Annotated in this window: 17 protein-coding genes, 1 tRNA gene and 1 pseudogene; 6 read left to right on the top strand and 13 right to left on the bottom strand. The window is 34.2% G+C overall.

The window, feature by feature from the left end:
• Positions 1-4: 4 nt before the first annotated feature.
• The 4 genes from cmk to gyrA form a co-directional block, all read right to left on the bottom strand.
• Complete coding sequence (gene cmk, locus KO527_RS10520; RefSeq protein WP_216040268.1) at positions 5-694, bottom strand: (d)CMP kinase; 690 nt, start codon at positions 692-694, stop codon at positions 5-7.
• 107 nt (positions 695-801) lie between these two features.
• Complete coding sequence (gene aroA, locus KO527_RS10515) at positions 802-2,076, bottom strand: 3-phosphoshikimate 1-carboxyvinyltransferase (protein WP_216040267.1); 1,275 nt, start codon at positions 2,074-2,076, stop codon at positions 802-804.
• Positions 2,076-3,158, bottom strand: a complete 1,083-nt coding sequence (gene serC, locus KO527_RS10510) for a 3-phosphoserine/phosphohydroxythreonine transaminase (RefSeq protein ID WP_216040266.1) — start codon at positions 3,156-3,158, stop codon at positions 2,076-2,078. The genes aroA and serC overlap by 1 nt, the downstream gene beginning before the upstream one ends.
• 254 nt (positions 3,159-3,412) lie before the next feature.
• Positions 3,413-6,151, bottom strand: a complete 2,739-nt coding sequence (gene gyrA, locus KO527_RS10505) for a DNA topoisomerase (ATP-hydrolyzing) subunit A (protein ID WP_216040265.1) — start codon at positions 6,149-6,151, stop codon at positions 3,413-3,415.
• A 158-nt stretch (positions 6,152-6,309) separates the two neighbouring features.
• On the opposite strand from gyrA, the gene ubiG reads away from it, so the two are divergent.
• The 4 genes from ubiG to yfaE all read left to right on the top strand — a co-directional run bounded on the left by ubiG (position 6,310) and on the right by yfaE (position 12,312).
• Positions 6,310-7,020, top strand: a complete 711-nt coding sequence (ubiG, locus tag KO527_RS10500) for a bifunctional 2-polyprenyl-6-hydroxyphenol methylase/3-demethylubiquinol 3-O-methyltransferase UbiG (protein WP_216040264.1) — start codon at positions 6,310-6,312, stop codon at positions 7,018-7,020.
• A 1,525-nt stretch (positions 7,021-8,545) separates the two neighbouring features.
• On the top strand, positions 8,546-10,828 hold the full coding sequence (nrdA, locus tag KO527_RS10495; RefSeq protein WP_216040263.1) for a class 1a ribonucleoside-diphosphate reductase subunit alpha: 2,283 nt from the start codon (positions 8,546-8,548) through the stop codon (positions 10,826-10,828).
• 74 nt (positions 10,829-10,902) lie between these two features.
• Entirely contained in the window at positions 10,903-12,033 is a 1,131-nt protein-coding gene (gene nrdB / locus KO527_RS10490; RefSeq protein WP_216040262.1) for a class Ia ribonucleoside-diphosphate reductase subunit beta, read from the top strand.
• A gap of 15 nt (positions 12,034-12,048) precedes the next feature.
• A complete protein-coding gene (yfaE, locus tag KO527_RS10485; protein ID WP_216040261.1) occupies positions 12,049-12,312 on the top strand; it encodes a class I ribonucleotide reductase maintenance protein YfaE in 264 nt (87 codons plus the stop codon).
• A gap of 97 nt (positions 12,313-12,409) precedes the next feature.
• Here yfaE and KO527_RS10480 read toward each other — a convergent pair whose 3' ends face one another.
• A complete protein-coding gene (locus tag KO527_RS10480; protein ID WP_216040260.1) occupies positions 12,410-12,943 on the bottom strand; it encodes a YaeQ family protein in 534 nt (177 codons plus the stop codon).
• Positions 12,944-13,090: 147 nt separating this feature from the next.
• Here KO527_RS10480 and KO527_RS10475 point away from each other — a divergent pair, with 147 nt between their 5' ends.
• Positions 13,091-15,568, top strand: coding sequence for a TonB-dependent receptor (locus KO527_RS10475; RefSeq protein ID WP_216040259.1), 2,478 nt, complete (start codon positions 13,091-13,093; stop codon positions 15,566-15,568).
• A 76-nt stretch (positions 15,569-15,644) separates the two neighbouring features.
• On the opposite strand, the gene KO527_RS10470 is transcribed toward KO527_RS10475, so the two are convergent.
• Complete coding sequence (locus KO527_RS10470; protein WP_042150973.1) at positions 15,645-16,262, bottom strand: FKBP-type peptidyl-prolyl cis-trans isomerase; 618 nt, start codon at positions 16,260-16,262, stop codon at positions 15,645-15,647.
• A 78-nt stretch (positions 16,263-16,340) separates the two neighbouring features.
• Entirely contained in the window at positions 16,341-16,724 is a 384-nt protein-coding gene (locus KO527_RS10465; RefSeq protein ID WP_216040258.1) for a hypothetical protein, read from the bottom strand.
• Between the two features lie 328 nt (positions 16,725-17,052).
• Here KO527_RS10465 and KO527_RS10460 point away from each other — a divergent pair, with 328 nt between their 5' ends.
• Positions 17,053-17,244, top strand: coding sequence for a hypothetical protein (locus tag KO527_RS10460; RefSeq protein WP_216040257.1), 192 nt, complete (start codon positions 17,053-17,055; stop codon positions 17,242-17,244).
• 73 nt (positions 17,245-17,317) lie between these two features.
• Here the strand turns inward: KO527_RS10460 and KO527_RS10455 are convergent.
• From KO527_RS10455 to KO527_RS10430, 6 genes and pseudogenes are all read right to left on the bottom strand, one after another.
• Positions 17,318-17,767: pseudogene (locus KO527_RS10455) on the bottom strand (acyl-CoA thioesterase).
• 230 nt (positions 17,768-17,997) lie between these two features.
• Positions 17,998-18,357, bottom strand: coding sequence for a glycogen debranching enzyme N-terminal domain-containing protein (locus KO527_RS10450; protein ID WP_216040256.1), 360 nt, complete (start codon positions 18,355-18,357; stop codon positions 17,998-18,000).
• 17 nt (positions 18,358-18,374) lie between these two features.
• Positions 18,375-18,791, bottom strand: coding sequence for an NUDIX hydrolase (locus KO527_RS10445; protein ID WP_216040255.1), 417 nt, complete (start codon positions 18,789-18,791; stop codon positions 18,375-18,377).
• A 104-nt stretch (positions 18,792-18,895) separates the two neighbouring features.
• Positions 18,896-19,039 (bottom strand): hypothetical protein, encoded by a 144-nt coding sequence (locus KO527_RS10440; protein ID WP_157575764.1) that lies wholly within the window; start codon positions 19,037-19,039, stop codon positions 18,896-18,898.
• A 731-nt stretch (positions 19,040-19,770) separates the two neighbouring features.
• Positions 19,771-19,861, bottom strand: a tRNA-Ser gene (locus tag KO527_RS10435).
• Between the two features lie 104 nt (positions 19,862-19,965).
• A complete protein-coding gene (locus tag KO527_RS10430) occupies positions 19,966-20,343 on the bottom strand; it encodes a hypothetical protein (RefSeq protein WP_216040254.1) in 378 nt (125 codons plus the stop codon).
• Positions 20,344-20,481 lie beyond the last annotated feature (138 nt).

The following is a 20,481-nucleotide window of genomic DNA, read 5'->3' as shown; positions in this document are numbered from 1 at the left end:
ATTGTTATTGTGCAATAAGTGCTTGAGTATATAAATCATATACATGTTCGAATACTTGTTGTGCATTCATTTTAGTTGTATCAACTACAATCGCATCTTCAGCTGGAACCAAAGGTGCAATACTGCGATTCATATCACGCTCATCGCGTGCTTTGATATCGGCTAAGATACCATCAATTTTAACACTATCATCTGTTTGCTTCAACTCTAGAAAGCGGCGATTTGCACGTTCTTCAGCTGAAGCTGTGATATAAAGTTTAAATTGTGCATCAGGAAACACAACAGTGCCCATATCTCGACCATCAGCGATTAAACCATTTTCAGTTTTAAAAGCGCGTTGACGTCTTAATAATGCTTCTCGTACACGTGGCAATGCAGCTACTTTAGAAGCGACAGCCCCTACTTCTTCATTCCTGATACGCTTAGTAACATCTTCGCCTTCTAGTACAATTTTACTAGAACTCGTTTCACTATCAATTAAAAATTGTACATCTAAATTTGCAGCTAATGGTACTAATGCATCTTCGTTACTTTCTGAAATTTGATGATGAATTGCAGCGAGTGCTAAAACACGATATATCGCACCGCTATCTAATACATCCCAACCAAGTTTTTCCGCTAATAAGCGGCAAACCGTTCCTTTTCCTGCGCCACTTGGACCATCTACTGTGACCACTGGTGAGAATGGTTGCATTTCAACCTCCATCTATGCATACAAAATAATCGGCGCATTATAAGCGAAAAGTTAGAAATTTTCGCTTATTTATATCAATTATTTTATTGTTTCATATCAAGTTTACGTTAACTGATGCTCGATAATGTTTGAAAATAGCTTGGAAAAGTTTTATCAACACACTTAGGATCGTTGATTATTATAGGGTGTCCCCCTACCGCAACCATAGAGAAACACATTGCGATTCTGTGGTCATTATAGGTATCTATGTCGGTTAAATTAATTGTAACCGGAGGTGTAATTTCGATAAAATCTTCCCCTTCGACTACTTCTGCACCCACTTTTCTTAGTTCAGTCGCCATAGCATAAAGACGATCTGTTTCTTTAACACGCCAATTGTAGATGTTTCTAATAGCCGTTTTGCCTTTAGCAAACAAGGCAACAGTGGCTAATGTCATGGCAGCATCAGGAATTTCATTAGCATCTATGTCAACGCCTTTAATGTCACCTTTACTGACCACTATTTTTTCGTCAAACCACTGTACATTTGCACCAACTTGTTCCATCACATTGGCAAAACCAATATCACCTTGAACACTCTTGCTACCAACACCTTTTATTTCAATTGTGCCGCCATTAATTGCAGCTGCAGCCATAAAGTAAGACGCTGAAGAAGCATCACCTTCAACCATAATACGACCAGGTGAGGTATATTGCTGCCCTGCTTTGATAACAAAACTTTCATAGTTATTATTAACAACACTGATACCAAATCGAGACATCACATCTAATGTAATATCAATATAAGGTTTAGAAACAAGCTCACCAATTATTGTAATAGTTGTATCATTTTTAAATAAAGGCGCAGACATTAATAGCGCAGTTAAAAACTGGCTAGAGATACTGCCATCAATACTCACCTCGCCACCATCAAGCTTTTTGCCTGAAATATTAAGCGGTGGGTACCCTGAATTTTTCAAACACGTCACATCTGCGCTTAAATCTGATAGTGCATCAACTAAATGCCCGATAGGACGCTCTTCCATTCGAGGCTCACCGGTTAACTCAAAGTTACCTTCTATTGCTGCAAGCGCTGCTGTTAAAGGCCTAAATGCAGTCCCTGCGTTACCTAAAAATAAAGGCTTAGTAGGTTGAGCAAACTGACCATTAACACCATGAACTATCGCTGTTGTTTTATCATCACTTAGCTCTACTTCTACGCCTAATTCATTTAAAGCACCTAACATGTAACGAATATCATCGCTATCAAGTAGGTTTTCAACTTGAGTCGTGCCTTTAGAGAGTGCAGCTAATAATAAAATTCGATTAGATAGGCTTTTTGAACCTGGTAGTACAACTGTGCCATTGACTTGTGGAATTGGATCTAGTTTTAGCTGCTGCATTACTGATGCTCCTTTGAGAACTTATGCATGAAATCAACTAAGGCTGCAACGCCCGCTTTTGGCATCGCATTGTATATACTCGCTCTCATGCCACCTACACTACGATGTCCTTCTAAAGCTAATAAGCCTGCGCTTTGTGATTGCGCCAAAAATGCTTTATTTAAAGACTCATCTTTTAATAAGAAAGGTACATTCATTAATGAACGACAACTTGTATCTATATTATTTTGATAAAAATCATTATTATCTATGAAATCATATAAGATCGCGGCTTTATCTCTATTATGTACTTCCATTGCCGCTACGCCACCGTTTGCCTCTAACCAAGCAAATACTTCAGCAGCTAAATACCATGCAAAAGTTGGCGGTGTATTAAACATGCTTTGTTGTTTTGATTCTAATTCGTAATCAAAAATACCTGGCTTAGCAAGGCCTGGACGAGACAGCAAATCTTTCTTCACAATCACGATGGCAAGGCCTGATGGCCCTATATTCTTTTGCGCACCGGCATAGATTAAATCAAATTGATTTACGTCGATCTCTCTCGATAATATATTTGATGACATATCTGCAACGATTGGCGCACTTGCATGTTTAGGCACATCAAATAACTCAATGCCATCTACCGTTTCATTTGTACAATAATGTATATATGACGCTTCTTTAGGAAGTTGCCATTGTTCTACAGGGATCACAGATGCGACTGAATTGTGATCATTTCTAATATTAAAAGTCTGTGTTTGTGTAAATTTATTTGCTTCATCTAACGCACTTGAAGACCAAGTGCCTGTTTGGCAATAAACAGCTTGCTTGCCTTCTTGGTGCAAATTTAAAGGCACAGCTGAGAACTGACCACGACCACCGCCATGCATAAATAAAACAGAATACTCATCCGAGATATTCATTAAGCGTCGTAAGCTTTCTTCACTCTTTTGAGCTAGCTCAAGAAATGGCGGACTTCTATGGCTTATTTCCATGACAGAAACGCCCAAGTTTTGCCAATCAATAAATTCTTTTTGTGCTTTTTTCATCACATCTGGTGGCAGCATTGCCGGCCCCGCACAAAAATTGTAAACACTCATTCTCGTTAATCCTCATTCCAATATAAAATTTCCCGACAGAAATTTTATTAATCACAGCTTTGCTGTTAAAAATATTGTTGCTAAAAATAATAGAATCGAAAACTGCTTTTAATAACTCGCACTTCTTCAATTCTATTTATATTAATCTGTCCTATAACATGCCACACAGTGGTTTTAAAAGATTTGCATAGGAGGTTTATTAATTTACCTAATTTTTAAAGTAAAAAAAAGCGGCCTATGGCCGCTTTTTATGATTATTCTTCGTCTTGTCGTGAAGAATTTTCAGGTTCAGCTACATCGGGTGTATTTGCCTCTGTGCTTGCCTCTTCTGAAATATCAGTTTGCTCAGTTGCTTCCCCATCAGCTTCAGGGTATACAATTGCTTCTTCTATTTCGTCTATACGTTGTAAACCAACAACTAGTTCATCTTCTGCTGTACGGATCAAGATAACACCTTGGGTATTACGACCTACAGTAGAAACCTCATGAACACGTGTACGTACTAATGTACTACGGTTAGTGATTAGCATGATTTCATCGTTATCAAGTACTTGAACAGCACCTACAACTTTACCATTTCTTTCACTTACCTTGATTGATACAACACCTTGCGTTGCACGACTCTTAGATGGGTAATCTTCAAGTATAGTACGCTTACCGTAACCGTTTTCAGTTACAGTTAAAATGTCACCATCAGTTTTAGGTACGATAAGTGAAATTACTTTATCATCTTCTTTAAGTTTAATACCACGAACACCCGTAGCAGTACGACCCATAGGTCTTACACCTTTAAACTTAATTTCTTGCTCGCCGTTTTCATCTAAAACAGGGTTGCCATCTTCATCAATTGCTGGAATTTCTTCCGCTTCTTTAAATCGTACAACTTTACCCGCATCCGAGAACAACATGATTTCATTGCTGCCGTCTGTGATATCAACACCAATTAAGCTATCGCCATCATTTAGGTTAATTGCAATAATACCGCTTGCACGTTGTCTGCTATATGCTGTTAAAGGTGTTTTCTTAACGGTACCGTTTGATGTTGCCATGAAGATGTATTTATCTTCTTCATATTCGCGAACAGGTAGAATAGCGGTAATACGCTCATCTTCTTCAAGCGGTAGTAAGTTAACAATTGGCTTACCACGAGCAGCACGACTCGCTAATGGTAATTGGTATACTTTCAACCAATATAAGCGACCTGCAGTAGAGAAACATAAAATTGTATCGTGTGTATTGGCAACTAATAAACGTTCAATGAAATCTTCATCTTTCATTTTAGTTGCTGATTTACCTTTACCACCACGACGCTGTGCTTCATAGTCGCTAAGTGGTTGGTACTTCACATAACCTTCATGAGATAATGTTACAACAACATCTTCTTCATTGATTAAATCTTCAAGGTTAATATCATGCGCTGAAGCACTTATTACGGTACGACGCTCATCACCGTATTGCTCTTTAATTTCAAGTAATTCTTCACGAATAACTTCTAATAAACGCGCAGGGCTTGAAAGAATAAATAATAACTCAGCGATAACTTCTAATAAACCTTGGTATTCAGCAATGATTTTCTCATGCTCAAGGCCTGTTAGTTTATGTAGTCTTAAATCTAAGATTGCTTGTGCTTGTTGTAATGATAAGTAATATTCACCATCACGTATGCCAAGACCTTCTTCTAACCATTCAGGGCGAGCAACATCATCTTCACCAGCTTTTTCAAGCATAGCTTGAACATTACCTAACTGCCATGGACGTGCTAGTAATGCTTCTTTCGCTTCTGCAGGTGTAGGTGAATTACGTATCAATTCAATGATAGGGTCTATATTTGCTAATGCAATTGCTAAACCTTCTAGCATATGTGCACGATCACGCGCTTTGCGTAATTCAAATACTGTACGACGTGTTACAACTTCACGACGGTGAACAATAAAGGCTTCAAGCATTTCTTTAAGTGTTAAACACTTAGGCTGGCCATTATCTAGTGCAACCATATTCATACCGAATACAGTTTGCATTTGTGTTTGTGAGTAAAGGTTATTTAATACAACCTCACCCACTTCACCACGTTTGATTTCAATTACAATACGCATGCCGTCTTTATCCGACTCATCACGTAATGCACTGATCCCTTCAATTTTTTTGTCTTTAACTAACTCAGCAATTTTTTCGATTAAACGTGCTTTATTAACTTGGTACGGTAACTCATCAACAATGATAGTTTCGCGACCTGTTTTTTCGTTAGTTTGTACTTCAGCTTTAGCACGGATATGAACTTTACCACGGCCAGTGCTATAAGCAGACTCAATTCCTTTAATACCGCTGATAATACCTGCAGTTGGGAAATCTGGCCCAGGAATGTATTCCATTAATTGCTCAACAGATAAATCTGAATCAGCCATTAATGCTAAACAACCATTAATTACTTCAGTAAGGTTATGCGGCGGTATATTTGTTGCCATACCTACTGCAATACCTGATGAACCGTTAACTAATAGCGCTGGAATTCTCGTTGGCATAACAGCTGGAATTAATTCCGTACCGTCATAGTTTTCTACAAAATCAACAGTTTCTTTATCAAGATCTGATAATAACTCGTGAGATAGCTTAGTCATACGGATTTCGGTATAACGCATTGCTGCTGCCGAGTCACCATCAACAGAACCAAAGTTACCTTGTCCATCTACTAATAAATAACGCATTGAAAATGGTTGTGCCATACGTACGATAGTATCGTATACAGCTGTATCACCGTGAGGGTGATATTTACCAATTACATCGCCCACAACACGGGCTGATTTTTTATAAGGCTTGTTCCAGTCATTTTTAAGTTCATTCATCGCAAATAAAACACGACGGTGAACAGGCTTAAGACCATCACGTACATCTGGTAATGCACGACCTACGATTACGCTCATTGCATAATCTAGGTATGAGTTCTTAAGTTCATCCTCAATATTAACTGGAACGATTTGATTATTGGTATCAGTCATTCGTTGCCATTTCCTTCAGTCTACTTAACTTAAATAACATATTCTTTTTATTAACCAGACGATACTATCATACATTTTATTCATTTACATGATGTAAACCTGTGTGATTTTATAAAATTACCCTTTATAATGCCCTCAGATTAATCAGGAGGCTTTTTATGACCGAACATCAAAATGTAGATCCATCAGAAATAGCAAAATTTGAATCAATTGCTCAAAGATGGTGGGATCTCGATGGTGAGTTCAAACCTTTACACGAAATAAATCCACTGAGATTAGATTTCATTAATAATAAATGTAGTGGTTTATTTGATAAGACAACATTAGATCTAGGCTGTGGCGGCGGCATTCTAAGTGAAAGCATGGCGAAGTTAGGCGCTAATGTGACTGGCATTGATATGGGTGCTGAACCGCTCAATGTAGCTAAATTACATAGTTTAGAATCTGGTATTAAAGTTGATTATATTCAATCAACAGCTGAAGAGTTTGCACAAAACAACCCTGAATCATTTGATGTTGTTACTTGTATGGAAATGCTTGAGCATGTACCAGACCCTGCTTCAGTGATAGCAGCAGTGTCAAAATTAGTGAAACCTGGCGGTAAAGTATTCTTTTCAACTTTAAATAAAACTGTTAAATCTTATTTATTCGCCATATTAGGTGCTGAACACTTATTAAAATTAGTTCCTAAAGGCACACATGATCATAAAAAGTTTATTAAACCTTCTACCTTAATCAATTGGGCAGAGCAAAATGGCTTAAAAGTAAAATCTAGCGCAGGTTTAAATTACAACCCACTTTCAGGACAATATACCCTGAATCAAGATGTAAGCGTAAATTACATTTTATACTTTGAAAAAATTGATTAATTTCGAGTGATACTTATATAGTTTGTTCAAATACCTTTGGACAAACTATTTTCGTACCCGACAGGTACCAATCTACTTTACCTATATAGGCAGTTTTATAAAGATTTAATACCAAAGTTATAATCGAAACCCACTTATTGCCAGGTTAATCATTCCTTCAAATTAAGATGCTAGTTAAGATCTGTTCAATTTACGTCTACAAAGCAGCCAAACTATATATAGTAACAAGTTTGAACAATTAACACTATATATTGTGTTAATTGCAATTATTAACACTAGCGTGCTCAGTTTGCAGACAAACAGTTAAAAAAAATAAAATAATTTTTTTTATGTAAATCTTAGTTGATTCTAAGATATTTATAATAAATCAAAAGATAAAAGATTAATGAACACTAACCAGTTAAAGCTATACCCGAGTTATCCACATTTACAGCTAATTCTGTCCCTTGCAAATCAGGCTATAGACCTCTATCTTGTAATTCAATTCTTTGATATTTAGATTCTTTTATTTTTTTAATTTTAAATAATCGCTTGATGATAAATTCTAGAATTGAACAGAAGAAGGGATACGAAAGAAATCCGCGACCAAACTTTTTTCTTTCGTAAATTTAAAATAACCTCAACTCGGATAAGAATATCAAAGATAGGTAATTGTAATTTAGCTTCTCTATTGGACTTATTCAAGTTACTTTTTTTACAGAAGGTAATTTAGAAATGTTTAAATCACTTATTAAATTTTACTTTACGCTCTTGCAACATTTAAAATCTAATTATAAAGCTTACATAATAATTCTACAGGTATTATCTTTTTCGAATGTAGAGGATTGTAACATTAGATATGAAATCGAAAACCATTACTCCTTCATAAGCCCGAGTAATTAGTTTATATTTTCATCAATGTTTGTACGATTTGCTATCGTACAAACATTAACCTTTAGAAAATACGTTTAGTTAAATAACTGCATATAAATATAACAGAAATCATTTATAGTCATATGCTTTATTCAAAGAAGATGATAGCGAAATTACAATGCAAAAATATCTTCTTTATAAATTAATCATTCCTTCAAATTAAGATGCTAGTTAAGATCTGTTCAATTTACGTCTACAAAGCAGTCAAACTATATATAGTGACAAGTTTGAATAATGAACACTATATATTGTGTTAATTGCAATTATTAACACTAGCGTGCTCAGTTTGCAGACAAACAGTTTAAAAAAATAAAATAATTTTTTTTATGTAAATCTTAGTTGATTTTTAGATATTTCTAATAAATCAAAAGATAAAAGGTTAATAAACACTAACCAGTTAAAGCTATACCCTAGTTATCCACATTTACAGCTAATTCTGTCCCTTGCAAATCATGCCGTAGACCTCTATCTTGTCCCTTACAATTTATCAGTGAACAGTATTTTTAAGCGCCAACGCTATATATTGCTGATAATTTAAACCTAATAATAAAGCTTTCAATATTTAATTTTTGTTGAGAATTTTTCGGCAACAATCAAGGAACTCAGGCAAACTATGAACCAACAGCTATCTGTGAGCAAACGTGACGGTATAAAGGAATCTCTTGATCTCGATAAGATCCATCGTGTTATAGAATGGGCCGCAGAGGGTCTTGACAATGTTTCAGTATCTCAAGTTGAGTTAAAGTCACATATTCAATTTTATGATGGTATTCGCACATCTGATATTCATGAAACGATTATTAAATCAGCTGCTGATTTAATATCTAAAGAAACTCCTGACTATCAATACCTTGCAGCACGTTTAGCAGTTTTCCATCTTCGTAAAAAAGCATATGGAAAATTTGAACCACCACGCTTATACGATCATATTGTAAAACTTGTTTCTGAAAACCGTTACGATGAACATTTATTAGCTGACTATACAGAAAACGAAATCGATCAATTAGATGAATTTTTAGATCACAGCCGTGATATGAATTTCAGCTATGCTGCAGTAAAACAGCTTGAAGGTAAGTATTTAGTTCAAAACCGTGTAACAGGCGAAATTTATGAAAGTGCACAGTTTTTATATATCTTAGTAGCTGCAAGTTTATTTGCTAAATATCCTGTTGAAACACGCCTTGATTACATTAAACGTTTTTATGATGCAGTTTCTACATTTAAGATTTCTTTACCTACGCCAATTATGGCGGGTGTTCGTACACCAACAAGACAGTTCAGCTCTTGTGTATTAATAGAATGTGGTGATAGCTTAGATTCAATTAATGCAACCTCTTCAGGTATCGTTAAATATGTAAGCCAACGTGCAGGTATTGGTATTAATGCAGGCCGAATTCGTGCTTTAGGTAGTTCAATTAGAAACGGTGAAGCATTTCATACAGGCTGTATTCCTTTTTACAAACATTTCCAAACAGCTGTTAAAAGCTGTTCGCAAGGCGGTGTTCGTGGTGGTGCAGCAACTTTATTCTACCCGCTTTGGCATTTAGAAGTTGAAAACCTACTCGTTCTTAAAAATAACCGTGGTGTTGAAGATAACCGTGTTAGACATTTAGATTATGGTGTTCAATTTAACAAAGTAATGTATAGCCGATTAATCAAAGATGATTACATTACATTATTTAGCCCATCAGATGTACCTGGTCTTTATGATGCTTTCTTTGAAGATCAAGAAAAGTTTGAAAAACTGTATACTCAGTATGAGCAAGATGACTCTATTCGAAAAAAGCGTATTAAAGCAATTGAATTATTCTCTGTATTTGCTCAAGAACGTGCAAGCACAGGTCGTATCTATTTACAAAATGTAGACCATTGTAATACTCATAGCCCATTTATTTCGACTGTAGCACCAATTCGTCAATCTAACTTATGTTTGGAAATTGCATTACCGACTAAGCCATTAGAGCATGTAATGGATGAAGAAGGTGAAATCGCTTTATGTACATTATCAGCACTAAATCTCGGTGCAATTGATTCTTTAGATGAATTAGAAGAACTTGCTGAATTAGCTGTTCGTGCTTTAGATGATTTATTAGATTATCAAGACTACCCTGTTCCTGCTGCTAAAAATGCATCAATGGGTCGTCGTACGTTAGGTATAGGCGTTATTAACTACGCTTATTACTTAGCTAAAAACGGTGTTAAATATTCTGATGGTAGTGCAAATGCCCTTACCCACAAAACGTTTGAAGCATTACAATTCTACTTGATGAAAGCATCAAATGTATTAGCCAAAGAGAAAGGTGCTTGTCCTAAGTTTAATGAAACAACTTATTCTCAAGGTATCATGCCAATTGATACTTACAAAAAAGATCTTGATAAAGTATGTGATGAAGCACTGCATTTAGATTGGGATGGTTTACGTGAAAGCATCAAAACACATGGTATGCGTAACTCAACTGTTTCTGCATTAATGCCGTCTGAAACATCATCACAAATATCAAATGCAACAAATGGTATTGAGCCACCACGTGGACATATCAGCATCAAAGCAAGTAAAGACGGTATATTGAAACAAGTTGTTCCTGAATATAAACGTCTTAAAAATAACTATGAATTATTATGGGATATCCCATCTAACGATGGTTATTTACAACTTGTTGGTATTATGCAGAAGTTTATTGACCAGACTATCTCAGCAAATACAAACTATGATCCTAATAAATTTGACGGTGGTAAAGTACCTCTTAAATTACTATTAAAAGATTTATTAACGGCTTATAAATTAGGTGTTAAAACACTTTATTATCACAATACCCGTGATGGTGCAGCTGATGCACAAGAAGATATAATCGAAGAAGAAGATGATGGTTGTGCAGGCGGAGCTTGTAAAATATAGCCATTACGTTTAAGCCGCATTATTTGCGGCTTTTACCTATCCATTGACCGTTCAATATTAAAAGTACCTTTAAAATGACTTATACAACTTTTAACCAAACCCCAAATAATGCCCTTCTTGAGCCTATGTTTATGGGAAACAGCGTTAATGTTTCTAGATATGACATACAAAAACATGCTTCTTTTGAAAAGCTAATAGAAAAACAATTATCGTTTTTCTGGCGCCCAGAAGAAATTGATGTTTCAAAAGACAGATCTGATTGGCAAGGGCTATCAGATCCAGAAAAGCATATCTTCATCTCTAATTTAAAGTATCAAACATTATTAGATAGTATGGCTGCACGTTCAGTTAATGCTGTACTATTGCCGTTAGTATCTTTACCAGAGATTGAAACTTGGGTTGAAACTTGGGCATTCAGTGAAACGATTCACTCTCGCTCTTATACACATATTTTAAGAAACTTGTTCACTGATCCAGGTGAAGTTTTTGATGATATTGTTGTAAACCCGGCAATTTTAAAACGTGCGAGTAGTATTGCTAGGTATTTTGATGACGTAATTTTAACAACACAGTTATTACAATCTCAAGGTGAAGGTACTTACGAAGTTGAAGGTAAATCAATTGAAGTCAGTAAACGTAAATTAAAAGAGCGTTTATTTTTAGCGATTTGTTCGGTAAACGCGCTTGAAGCGATTAGATTTTATGTAAGCTTTGCATGTAGCTTTGCATTTGCAGAACGTGAATTACTCGAAGGTAATGCAAAAATTATTAAATTAATTGCGCGTGATGAAGCTTTACACCTTACAGGTACACAACATATTTTAAATAACTGGATGAACGGCAACGATGATCCGGAAATGACTGAAATATGTAAAGAGTTACACAGTGAAGGTCGCCAAATTTTCTTAGATGTTGTTGAACAAGAAAAAGAATGGGCTGACTATTTATTTAAAGATGGCTCAATGATTGGCTTGAATGCTCAAATCTTAAAACAATATGTTGAATACATCAGTAATCACCGTATGCAAGCGATTGGCTACGATGCACCTTTCGAAGTTAAAAGTAATCCATTACCTTGGATCAACTCTTATTTATCAAGTGATAATGTTCAGGTTGCGCCACAAGAGTCTGAGATAACGAGTTACCTTGTAGGTCAAGTAGATGCTGCTGTTGACGTATCTGATTTTGATGATTTCGATTTATAAGGAATAAATTTATAAATGACAGATAAAGTATCTGTTAATGGAAAGCTTATTGGTTCGCAATTTGATAAGCTTTCTGACAACACCCTACTAGATTACCTAGAAAAACAAAAAGTTGAAGTACACTATCATTGCCGTGAAGGTTATTGCGGTGCATGCCGTTGTAAGCTTGTAAAAGGTAAAACTGATTATAAAATAGAGCCGATTGCCTTCATACGCCCAGGTGAAATTTTGCTATGTTGCGCAACACCAGATGGTGATGTTGAATTAGAACTCGATTAATTATCTTCATGCTATGTATATTTCATATATTTATGACATAGCATGCTTACAATATTCAAGTTGATTTACAAACTCCCTTTTTTAAAAACCTTAAATATTATATTAATGCCATTTCGTTTAAATTTGTCTCATAAAACCCGTTATTATCTGAAATAGAAATTTTTTTATTGTCTAATACAACCGACCAATCTAACTTCCTTTCAATGTTGTCTTCTATTTCATTGATAAAACAATTATCTAAAGAAATAAGCTTCAAGTTTTCAATCAAACGTAATTTACTTATATTTTCATCCAACCATTCACTGTAAGTCGGTGTTAATATAATTACCTGTTCTGCCTTATGGGACGCTTTATCGATTCGTTTTAATGATGGAAAACCCGCATCTAACCATATTTCAAAATGTTCGTCTAATGATTGGATCCCTACATCTGGATTAAAGGAATGCGCCTTGGGGCTATATATATTTGCTTCATTTAAAGGTAATAAACTATAACCGATTAATTTTAATAAAAAATGTGTCGTATCTTCATTTGGGAGTAATGCCAAAGTAAAGTCTTTATGTTCATATCTATGATGATCAATATCTGAAACATCAATATGTGCTTTAAATAATCTGCTCTTATCAGCCATCACTGTGCTCCAAATATTAGTATATGCTTAATAGTATAGACCAGAGAAGTCTCTTAATAATTTTCAAACTTACATTGATATATTATCACGTAACAATTAAAATACAGCCTGCGTTACAATATAACAAAACATTAAGGTTTAAATTCAATGAAAAAGTCATTATTAGCAAGTGCTGTTTTAACTTCTTTAATAAGTAGTCATGCAATTGCTGCGCCAATATCTGGTGTAATTTTAGACAATAACAACCAACCTATTAGTAATGCACGGATTCATTACCACGGAAAAAAACAAAGCGTATTAAGCAATGATAAAGGTGAATTCATCATTGAGCTAGATGCCAGTGGTCAGCTTCACATCAGCAAGGATAATTATTTAGATAAAAGAATTGATGTAAGCCTTGAACAATCAAATTTAAGTGTTGTTTTAGATGCTTCTGCTATCGAATCAGTTGTTGTTTACGCATCTGGTTTACATAAAAACAATATGGAAATGGTATCACCTGTTTCAGTATTAACTGGAGAGCAACTTAAAAATAAATCACAAGCGACTTTAGGTGAAACACTAAAAGGCATTCCAGGCGTAAACTCTACTTATTTTGGTCCAGTTTCTTCTTCTCCAGTTATTCGTGGTATGGATGGCCCTCGCGTTAAAGTAATGCAAAACGGTTTAGATACAAGTGATGCTTCTCGTATTGGTCCTGATCACGCTACTACCACTGAATCACTGACTGCTGAGCAAATTGAAGTACTTAGAGGCCCAGTTACATTATTGTATGGTTCTGGTGCGATTGGCGGTGTTGTTAACGTGGTAGATGAGCGTATTCCTACAACTCAGCTAGAAGATATTTCTGGTGGGTTTGATATTAGATATGATTCAGGTTCAAATGCACAAACACAAGCTTTTGTATTAAAAGGTGGCCAATCTGGCTTCAACGTGCATTTTGATGCTTCAAATCGTAATAGCGATAATACACAAACACCAGATTTTTCATTCGAACATGAAGATGGTGATCAGGAAGTTTTATCTGAAATCGAAAATACGTTTTTAGAAGCAACTACCTTCAATTTCGGTACTAGCTATATTGGTGACCATTTTACAGCAGGGTTTTCTTACAGTAAATTAGATTCTGATTATGGTATTCCCGGTCACGACCACGATCATGGCCACGAAGATGATCATGATGATGAACATGATCACGAAGACGAGCACGATCATGAAGATGAACACGAAGAAGATGAACATGAAGAGCACAATGTTTTTGCTAGATTAAAACAAGAACGTACTCAAGCATTGTTTATTTGGACACCGCATCACGATATCATCGAAAAAGTAGAAGCAAAATTTGGTTACACTGATTACCAGCATGCTGAAATAGAAAGTGGTGAAGTTGGCACATTATTCAAAAATGACAGCCTAGAATCACGTATTACAGTTGAGCACACTATTAACAAATGGCATGGTGTTTTAGGTTTCCATAGTTTACATTCTGATTATGAAGCAGTTGGCGAAGAAGCGTTTACACCAGCTTCAGAGACTGAGCAATATGCATTATTTCTGCTTGAAGAACGCAAGTTTAACGATGTCACAATTGAATTAGGCGCGCGATTTGAAGATTATACTCTAACAGCAGATGATTTAGAGACAGGTCATCATGATGATGAGCACGACCATGACGAAGATCACGGTGAAGAAGCACATCATGGTGAAGAGAGTTTCTCTGAATCATTTACCAATTTCAGTTTTTCTGCTGGTTCGGTTTATAATTTTGCCGATGGTTACTCTGCATCAGTCAGTTTAACTCACTCTCAAAGAGCGCCCTCTTCTGCTGAGTTATTATCTAACGGTATTCATATCGCTACAGGCACTTTCGATTTAGGTGCTGCATATGAGATTGAAACAGAAGCTGATGGTCATACAGAAATCCATTTTGAGCCTGAAGATTTAAAGCAAGAAACTGCAAATAATATTGATATCACTTTTAGAAAATTTAAAGGTAATTTTGGTTTTACAGCTAATTTATTCTATAACGATATAAATGACTATTACCATCAACAAAATACTGGTTTTGTTCTTGATGAGCATACTCATGAACTAGTTAAAGATGGCCACGAAGATCATGAGGAACATGACGATCATGAAGGCCATGAAGGCCATGAAGATGAGCATGAGGAAGGTTTAAAGGTTTATCAGTTTAATACTGCAGACGCTAAGTTATACGGTTTTGAAATAGATTCTCACTATAAAATAAATCACAGTATGATGGTAAAAGTATTTGCTGATTCAATCACTGCTAAATTAGATGATGGTTCTTATATCCCAAGAACACCTTCTAATAAAATTGGCAGTAGCTTTGAATTTCAACATCAAAACTGGGATTTTGATATGACTGTGACTCATCATTTAACGCAAGATAAACTTGCACAATATGAAACTAAAACTGATGCGTATACTTTAGTTGATTTTAGTTTTAGCTATTATTTAGAAGCTTTAGGAACTGATAGTACTTTATTTATCAGAGCAAATAACCTAACTGATGAATTAGGCTTTGTACATAATTCATTTATTAAGGAGCAAGCACCGCTTCCAGGTCGAAACTTTACTTTAGGTATTAGGGGTTATTTCTAAGGTCTTATAAAGCACAGTAGATACAAAAAACCCCGCATTTAGCGGGGTTTTTATTATCTTTGAAATAAAAAGATAATTAAACGATTTCAAGTAACTCGATATCGAAGATAAGCGTAGAGTAAGGAGCGATTGAAGCGCCTGCACCACGTTCACCGTATGCTAAATCTTGTGGAATGTGTAAACGCCACTTTGAACCAACTGGCATGATTTGTAATGCTTCAGTCCAACCTTTGATAACACCACTTACTGGGAACTCAGCAGGTTCGCCACGTTCAACTGAACTATCAAAAACAGTACCGTTGATTAAAGAACCGTGGTAATGAGTACGTACTGTAGATTCAGCAGTTGGGATTTCACCTTCACCAGCCGTTAAGATTTCGTACTGTAAACCAGACTCAGTAACTGTGATTTCAGAACGTTTAGCATTATCTTCTAAATATGCATTACCTTCAGCTGCTAATTCTTTAGCTTCGCTATCACGACGTTTTTGAATTTCAGCATTGATTTCTTCGAAAGCAGCTTGAATTTCAGGAATTTCTACTTGGAATTCACCACCAGTGAAAGCATCTTTCATGCCTTCAAAAACAAGATTAAGGTTTAAACCTTCGAACGGGTTACCTTTAAGTTGCTCACCCATTTGTAAACCAATACCGTAGCTTGCTTTATCAGCATTTACTTTAAATTTTTCAGACATAACTTTTCAAATAACCTTTAAAAGTATTTATAAAAAAATAATGTAATCACTTTACATTATTTCAGGATTTTATCATTTTTATTTCTTTTGTTCAGAATTAATCGGCATTTTTTTAGCGAAGAAACGAATTAACTCATAACAAATAGGCAATGCGACATATAGAGATAAATAAAAGAATGAATAAACAGTATCTAATGGCTGATTTTGTTTAAGTAATACAATAATACTCATTAAACCTAAGCCTAATACTGATACAAACCAACTACATATTCTTGGATATTGCTTTTCATACTTATTTATTAAATGCGCTATTAGTGCGATATAAATTAAACTATAAAATTGAGCACCTGGATTTTGAGCAATAGAATCATCTATCATTTTAAAAACATTGGTAAAACCCAAATAATAAAAGACGCTAAAAGCAGTCCAAAGCAATAATTTAATACTCATTTTATTTTGCATTTAACTCTGTTGACCCTAGAACATAAAAATAGGGATTTTACGCTAGACTTTACATGCGCTCAAATACTTTATGTAATTATTATTTATCAGTCGATTATGGCAATCATTAACTCTAGTTAATGATTTATCTTAAAATGCGATTTAAAATTAGCAAAAAAAATACAACGATTTCCTTTAAAAATTCCAATTGTCATCAATAATAAATATTCAAATGATATATGTAGCACGTGACTTAATATTTTTATATATTACACTAGATACTGTATAAAAATACAGTATAATGAAAACCTTGTTTATATATTTAAAAAATCACTAAAAGGAATTCGAAATGAATACAAATGATGAGCTAAAAGATCTAATGGCATACGTTCCTTTAACACAATTAACAGTTGCAAATTACACAGAGTCTTCAATTGATGTCGTTAAAGATTGGTGCTCTCCTAAACAAGCTAAAAGGTATAACAATATGCCATTAAATAAACTTAAATTATTAAAGTTTGAAATCATAAATAGGAGGTAGTATTTTAATTTTAAAGAGTGTTGTTTTGCAAAGTAAATATAGATCCTGATTTCTAAGTTTATAAAAACTCATTTTATAAATATCTGAATTCTTCGCCGATTTGTTTTCGCATTTCCATTAATTTTATAGCTGCTTCGTACTGCTGTTTATCAATATGACTTTGCGGCTGCCATTGCGGTACCCTTTCAGATAGTCCATTTTGATCCACTGCAACCATGATTACGATGCAATGAGTTGTTAACCTATGATTTAATGATTTTGGATTGCATGCAATAACTTCTAAGGCAATATGCATAGAAGAATTACCCGTGTAAATAACTTTAGTGACTACTTCGACTGAACTACCAACATGTTTTGGAGCTACAAAACGAATACCACCAGCATATGCGGTAACACAATATCAACTACTCAAACCTGCAGCACAGGTATAAGCTGCTAAATCTATCCACTTCATAACAACACCGCCATGTACTTTGCCACCAAAATTAACATCTTGAGGCTCAGATAAAAATCTCAGGGTGATTTCTCTATTTTATTTATCTATTCTCTCTCTAATCATGTTTGTTTTAATTCTAAAGCTACTCTTAGTAGCAGATAACACTACAAAATAAATATTACCAATTATCAGTGAGTTAATCATTAACGAGAGAGCTTTTATGGCTCAAGTGAGCCATTTTTGTAAAGTACGCACCAAATGAATACACTTTGTCATTGGCTTTAGGGAAAAGAAATCAATAATTAGATTGATTCTGGCTAATCTAAATAAACATTAGCACTAAAAATTTTCCAACCCAAATCAGTTAAGTGGCAAATATATAAACATTTAAACTCTATATTTGATGCTGTCGTGTACACTCGCCAGGAGATATCAACAGCTGTAGCACCTTCTCCCATTGGCATAGTTTTTATGATTTTGTATTTTGCTGATTGGTATCCTAAAGTTTTTAAAGATTCCATGTTAACGGTAAATTTTTCTTTTAAATACTCATAGGATGTATACACTTGTTTGCCATCAGAATCATTTATGGCACAAGGAATGACATAATTATCAGCTATCGCGGTACTATCTAAGTGATTAAATGCACTAGTATAATTATCGAATAAATTTTTCAATATAATCTCTGTTAAAATTAATTATTTTTAATACGTAAATCAGGATGTTCTTTAATAAAGTTTATAAGAGGCATGAATAATGGTTTAGGTAGTTCATTTAATTCAAACCATTGCCATTGTTTGCATTTATTTGGTTCTTTAACTTCAACTTCTCCACTAAAGTCGTTAGCACAAACGAAAAGCGTTACATAATGCTTATTTTCATTTGCAAATATATCATTCGTAAAACCAAGTTTTTTAATAGACTTTAAATTTAAACCCGTTTCTTCTAATCCTTCTCTTTTTGCACATTCCTCTATACTTTCACCTACTTCTAAATGGCCTCCTGGTGTAGCCCAAGTATTAGCACCATGTGCACCTATTCTTTCACCTAAAAGTATTTTATTTTCTTTAAAAATAATGACACCAACACCGATCCGTACAGTTTGTTCCATTTAAAGTTATTTCCTACTAATTTTAATATTATAAGCTTATCTGTCTTCACATATAAAAATAAAGGGCGCTAATAGCGCCCTTATTTAATTGATATTGTTAAATTTTATTCTATTGATTCTAATTCTTCAATTCTTTTATCGTATGTTTGTGCTTCATTGATAAACCTTTCATATTCTTCATTATTTTCCAATGCGACACGGGCTCTTTCATAATACTCGGCACTTTTCTTTTTATAATAGTCGATCATATATCCCTCGTTTTCTTCCTGATAACAAGCCAACAAATTACAGAAAAATTAGATGCTTTACAATAGAAAATATTACAAAAATGAAATAAATATATGAGTAGTATAAAATGAAAATTATGCATTATTTTTAGACATAAAAGTGAAATTAAATAATTAACTTCTTATCTATTAAAGTTGTGTATAAATAGGCTAGTTAGCTATAACTTTTCACAATTCTAAATAACTGTTTATCTGATTTTTATACTATGAAGAAGTTTTATAAAATGATTAAATCATTATCATTGTACATAAATAAGCGCTACATAAATCAGGATATTAGATTTACTCTTTAAGAATACGGTACAAACTTGGCTTTATTTTTTATTATTCAGATGATAAAAATTAAGTGGCGGAAAGATTGAAATATGAACTGTACTATAAACACGTTATAAATATTAAATTTAATGCAATAAAAAAGCCTAATCAATGATTAGGCTTTTTTATATAAATTAAGTGGCGCAAAGATAAGGATTTGAACCCTTGAATTTGAACTGTGCTATAAACCTAATAATCATTAAATTACAGGTATAAGAAAAGCTTAGTATAAACTAAGTTTTTTTTAAGAATTAAGTGACACAGAGAGTGGGATTTAAACCCTTAAATATGAACTGTACTATAAACACGTTATAAGTATTAAATTTCATGCAATAAAAAAGCCTAATCAATGATTAGGCTTTTTTATATAAATTAAGTGGCGGAGAGATAGGGATTTGAACCCTAGATGGGCTATAAACCCATGCCGGTTTTCAAGACCGGTGCATTCGACCACTCTGCCATCTCTCCGCTGTGGGCGCATAATAGTCAGTTAATATATTATTGTAAAGCACTAATTTATCATTTTATTTTAACTGCTGTTTTTTAGATCATTAAGTCTATAAAAACAGCTGTTAATAATATTGTTTTGGGGATTTAGCAATAAATGAACTTACTAAACTCAAAATTATGCCTGCTACTGCAGAAAATAATAAACCAAAAGCTAAATCAACATCACCAAAGATAATTTGTTTTATTGGTTTAGTTAATATTAATGGCATACTGCTAAAGCTAAATACAAAGAAACTAATTTTAAACGCGCGTATAAAACTAAACCTTTTTGTAAAATGCATTCGCCAAGTTAATAAAGTTATTACGCCAAATAAAGAGCCAAAAATATACTCTTCACTTTGTGTTGTTGTAGCAATGTAGTAAGTTACTAAAGCACCTAATACACCCCAAATTAACCATTGCCACCAAGTTTCTTTTTCGCGATAAAATAAATGATTCACTTTCGCGGGCCTCTTTTTTATTCTTATTATTGTTTTAGTTAAAATTATGTCAAAGCTATTTTGCTTTGTACTTAATAACCATACCAAAAATAACAAGAATAAAAAACCATCAAACTGGTGTTTTTTTGTATGTTCCCC

Source organism: Pseudoalteromonas sp. C2R02, assembly GCF_018860845.1.
GTDB lineage: Bacteria > Pseudomonadota > Gammaproteobacteria > Enterobacterales > Alteromonadaceae > Pseudoalteromonas.
Note: the sequence above shows the minus strand (reverse complement) of the source record. Positions and strands in the feature narration are given on the sequence as shown.

Excerpts from the sequence above, each read along its gene's own strand:
- yfaE (WP_216040261.1), top strand. The coding sequence starts at position 12,049 with ATGACAGATAAAGTATCTGTTAATGGAAAGCTTATTGGTTCGCAATTT.
- aroA (WP_216040267.1), bottom strand. The coding sequence starts at position 2,076 with ATGCAGCAGCTAAAACTAGATCCAATTCCACAAGTCAATGGCACAGTT.
- KO527_RS10470 (WP_042150973.1), bottom strand. The coding sequence starts at position 16,262 with ATGTCTGAAAAATTTAAAGTAAATGCTGATAAAGCAAGCTACGGTATT.
- KO527_RS10480 (WP_216040260.1), bottom strand. The coding sequence starts at position 12,943 with ATGGCTGATAAGAGCAGATTATTTAAAGCACATATTGATGTTTCAGAT.
- ubiG (WP_216040264.1), top strand. The coding sequence starts at position 6,310 with ATGACCGAACATCAAAATGTAGATCCATCAGAAATAGCAAAATTTGAA.
- cmk (WP_216040268.1), bottom strand. The coding sequence starts at position 694 with ATGCAACCATTCTCACCAGTGGTCACAGTAGATGGTCCAAGTGGCGCA.
- KO527_RS10465 (WP_216040258.1), bottom strand. The coding sequence starts at position 16,724 with ATGCAAAATAAAATGAGTATTAAATTATTGCTTTGGACTGCTTTTAGC.
- nrdB (WP_216040262.1), top strand. The coding sequence starts at position 10,903 with ATGACTTATACAACTTTTAACCAAACCCCAAATAATGCCCTTCTTGAG.
- KO527_RS10475 (WP_216040259.1), top strand. The coding sequence starts at position 13,091 with ATGAAAAAGTCATTATTAGCAAGTGCTGTTTTAACTTCTTTAATAAGT.
- KO527_RS10445 (WP_216040255.1), bottom strand. The coding sequence starts at position 18,791 with ATGGAACAAACTGTACGGATCGGTGTTGGTGTCATTATTTTTAAAGAA.
- gyrA (WP_216040265.1), bottom strand. The coding sequence starts at position 6,151 with ATGACTGATACCAATAATCAAATCGTTCCAGTTAATATTGAGGATGAA.
- serC (WP_216040266.1), bottom strand. The coding sequence starts at position 3,158 with ATGAGTGTTTACAATTTTTGTGCGGGGCCGGCAATGCTGCCACCAGAT.
- KO527_RS10460 (WP_216040257.1), top strand. The coding sequence starts at position 17,053 with ATGAATACAAATGATGAGCTAAAAGATCTAATGGCATACGTTCCTTTA.
- KO527_RS10440 (WP_157575764.1), bottom strand. The coding sequence starts at position 19,039 with ATGATCGACTATTATAAAAAGAAAAGTGCCGAGTATTATGAAAGAGCC.
- nrdA (WP_216040263.1), top strand. The coding sequence starts at position 8,546 with ATGAACCAACAGCTATCTGTGAGCAAACGTGACGGTATAAAGGAATCT.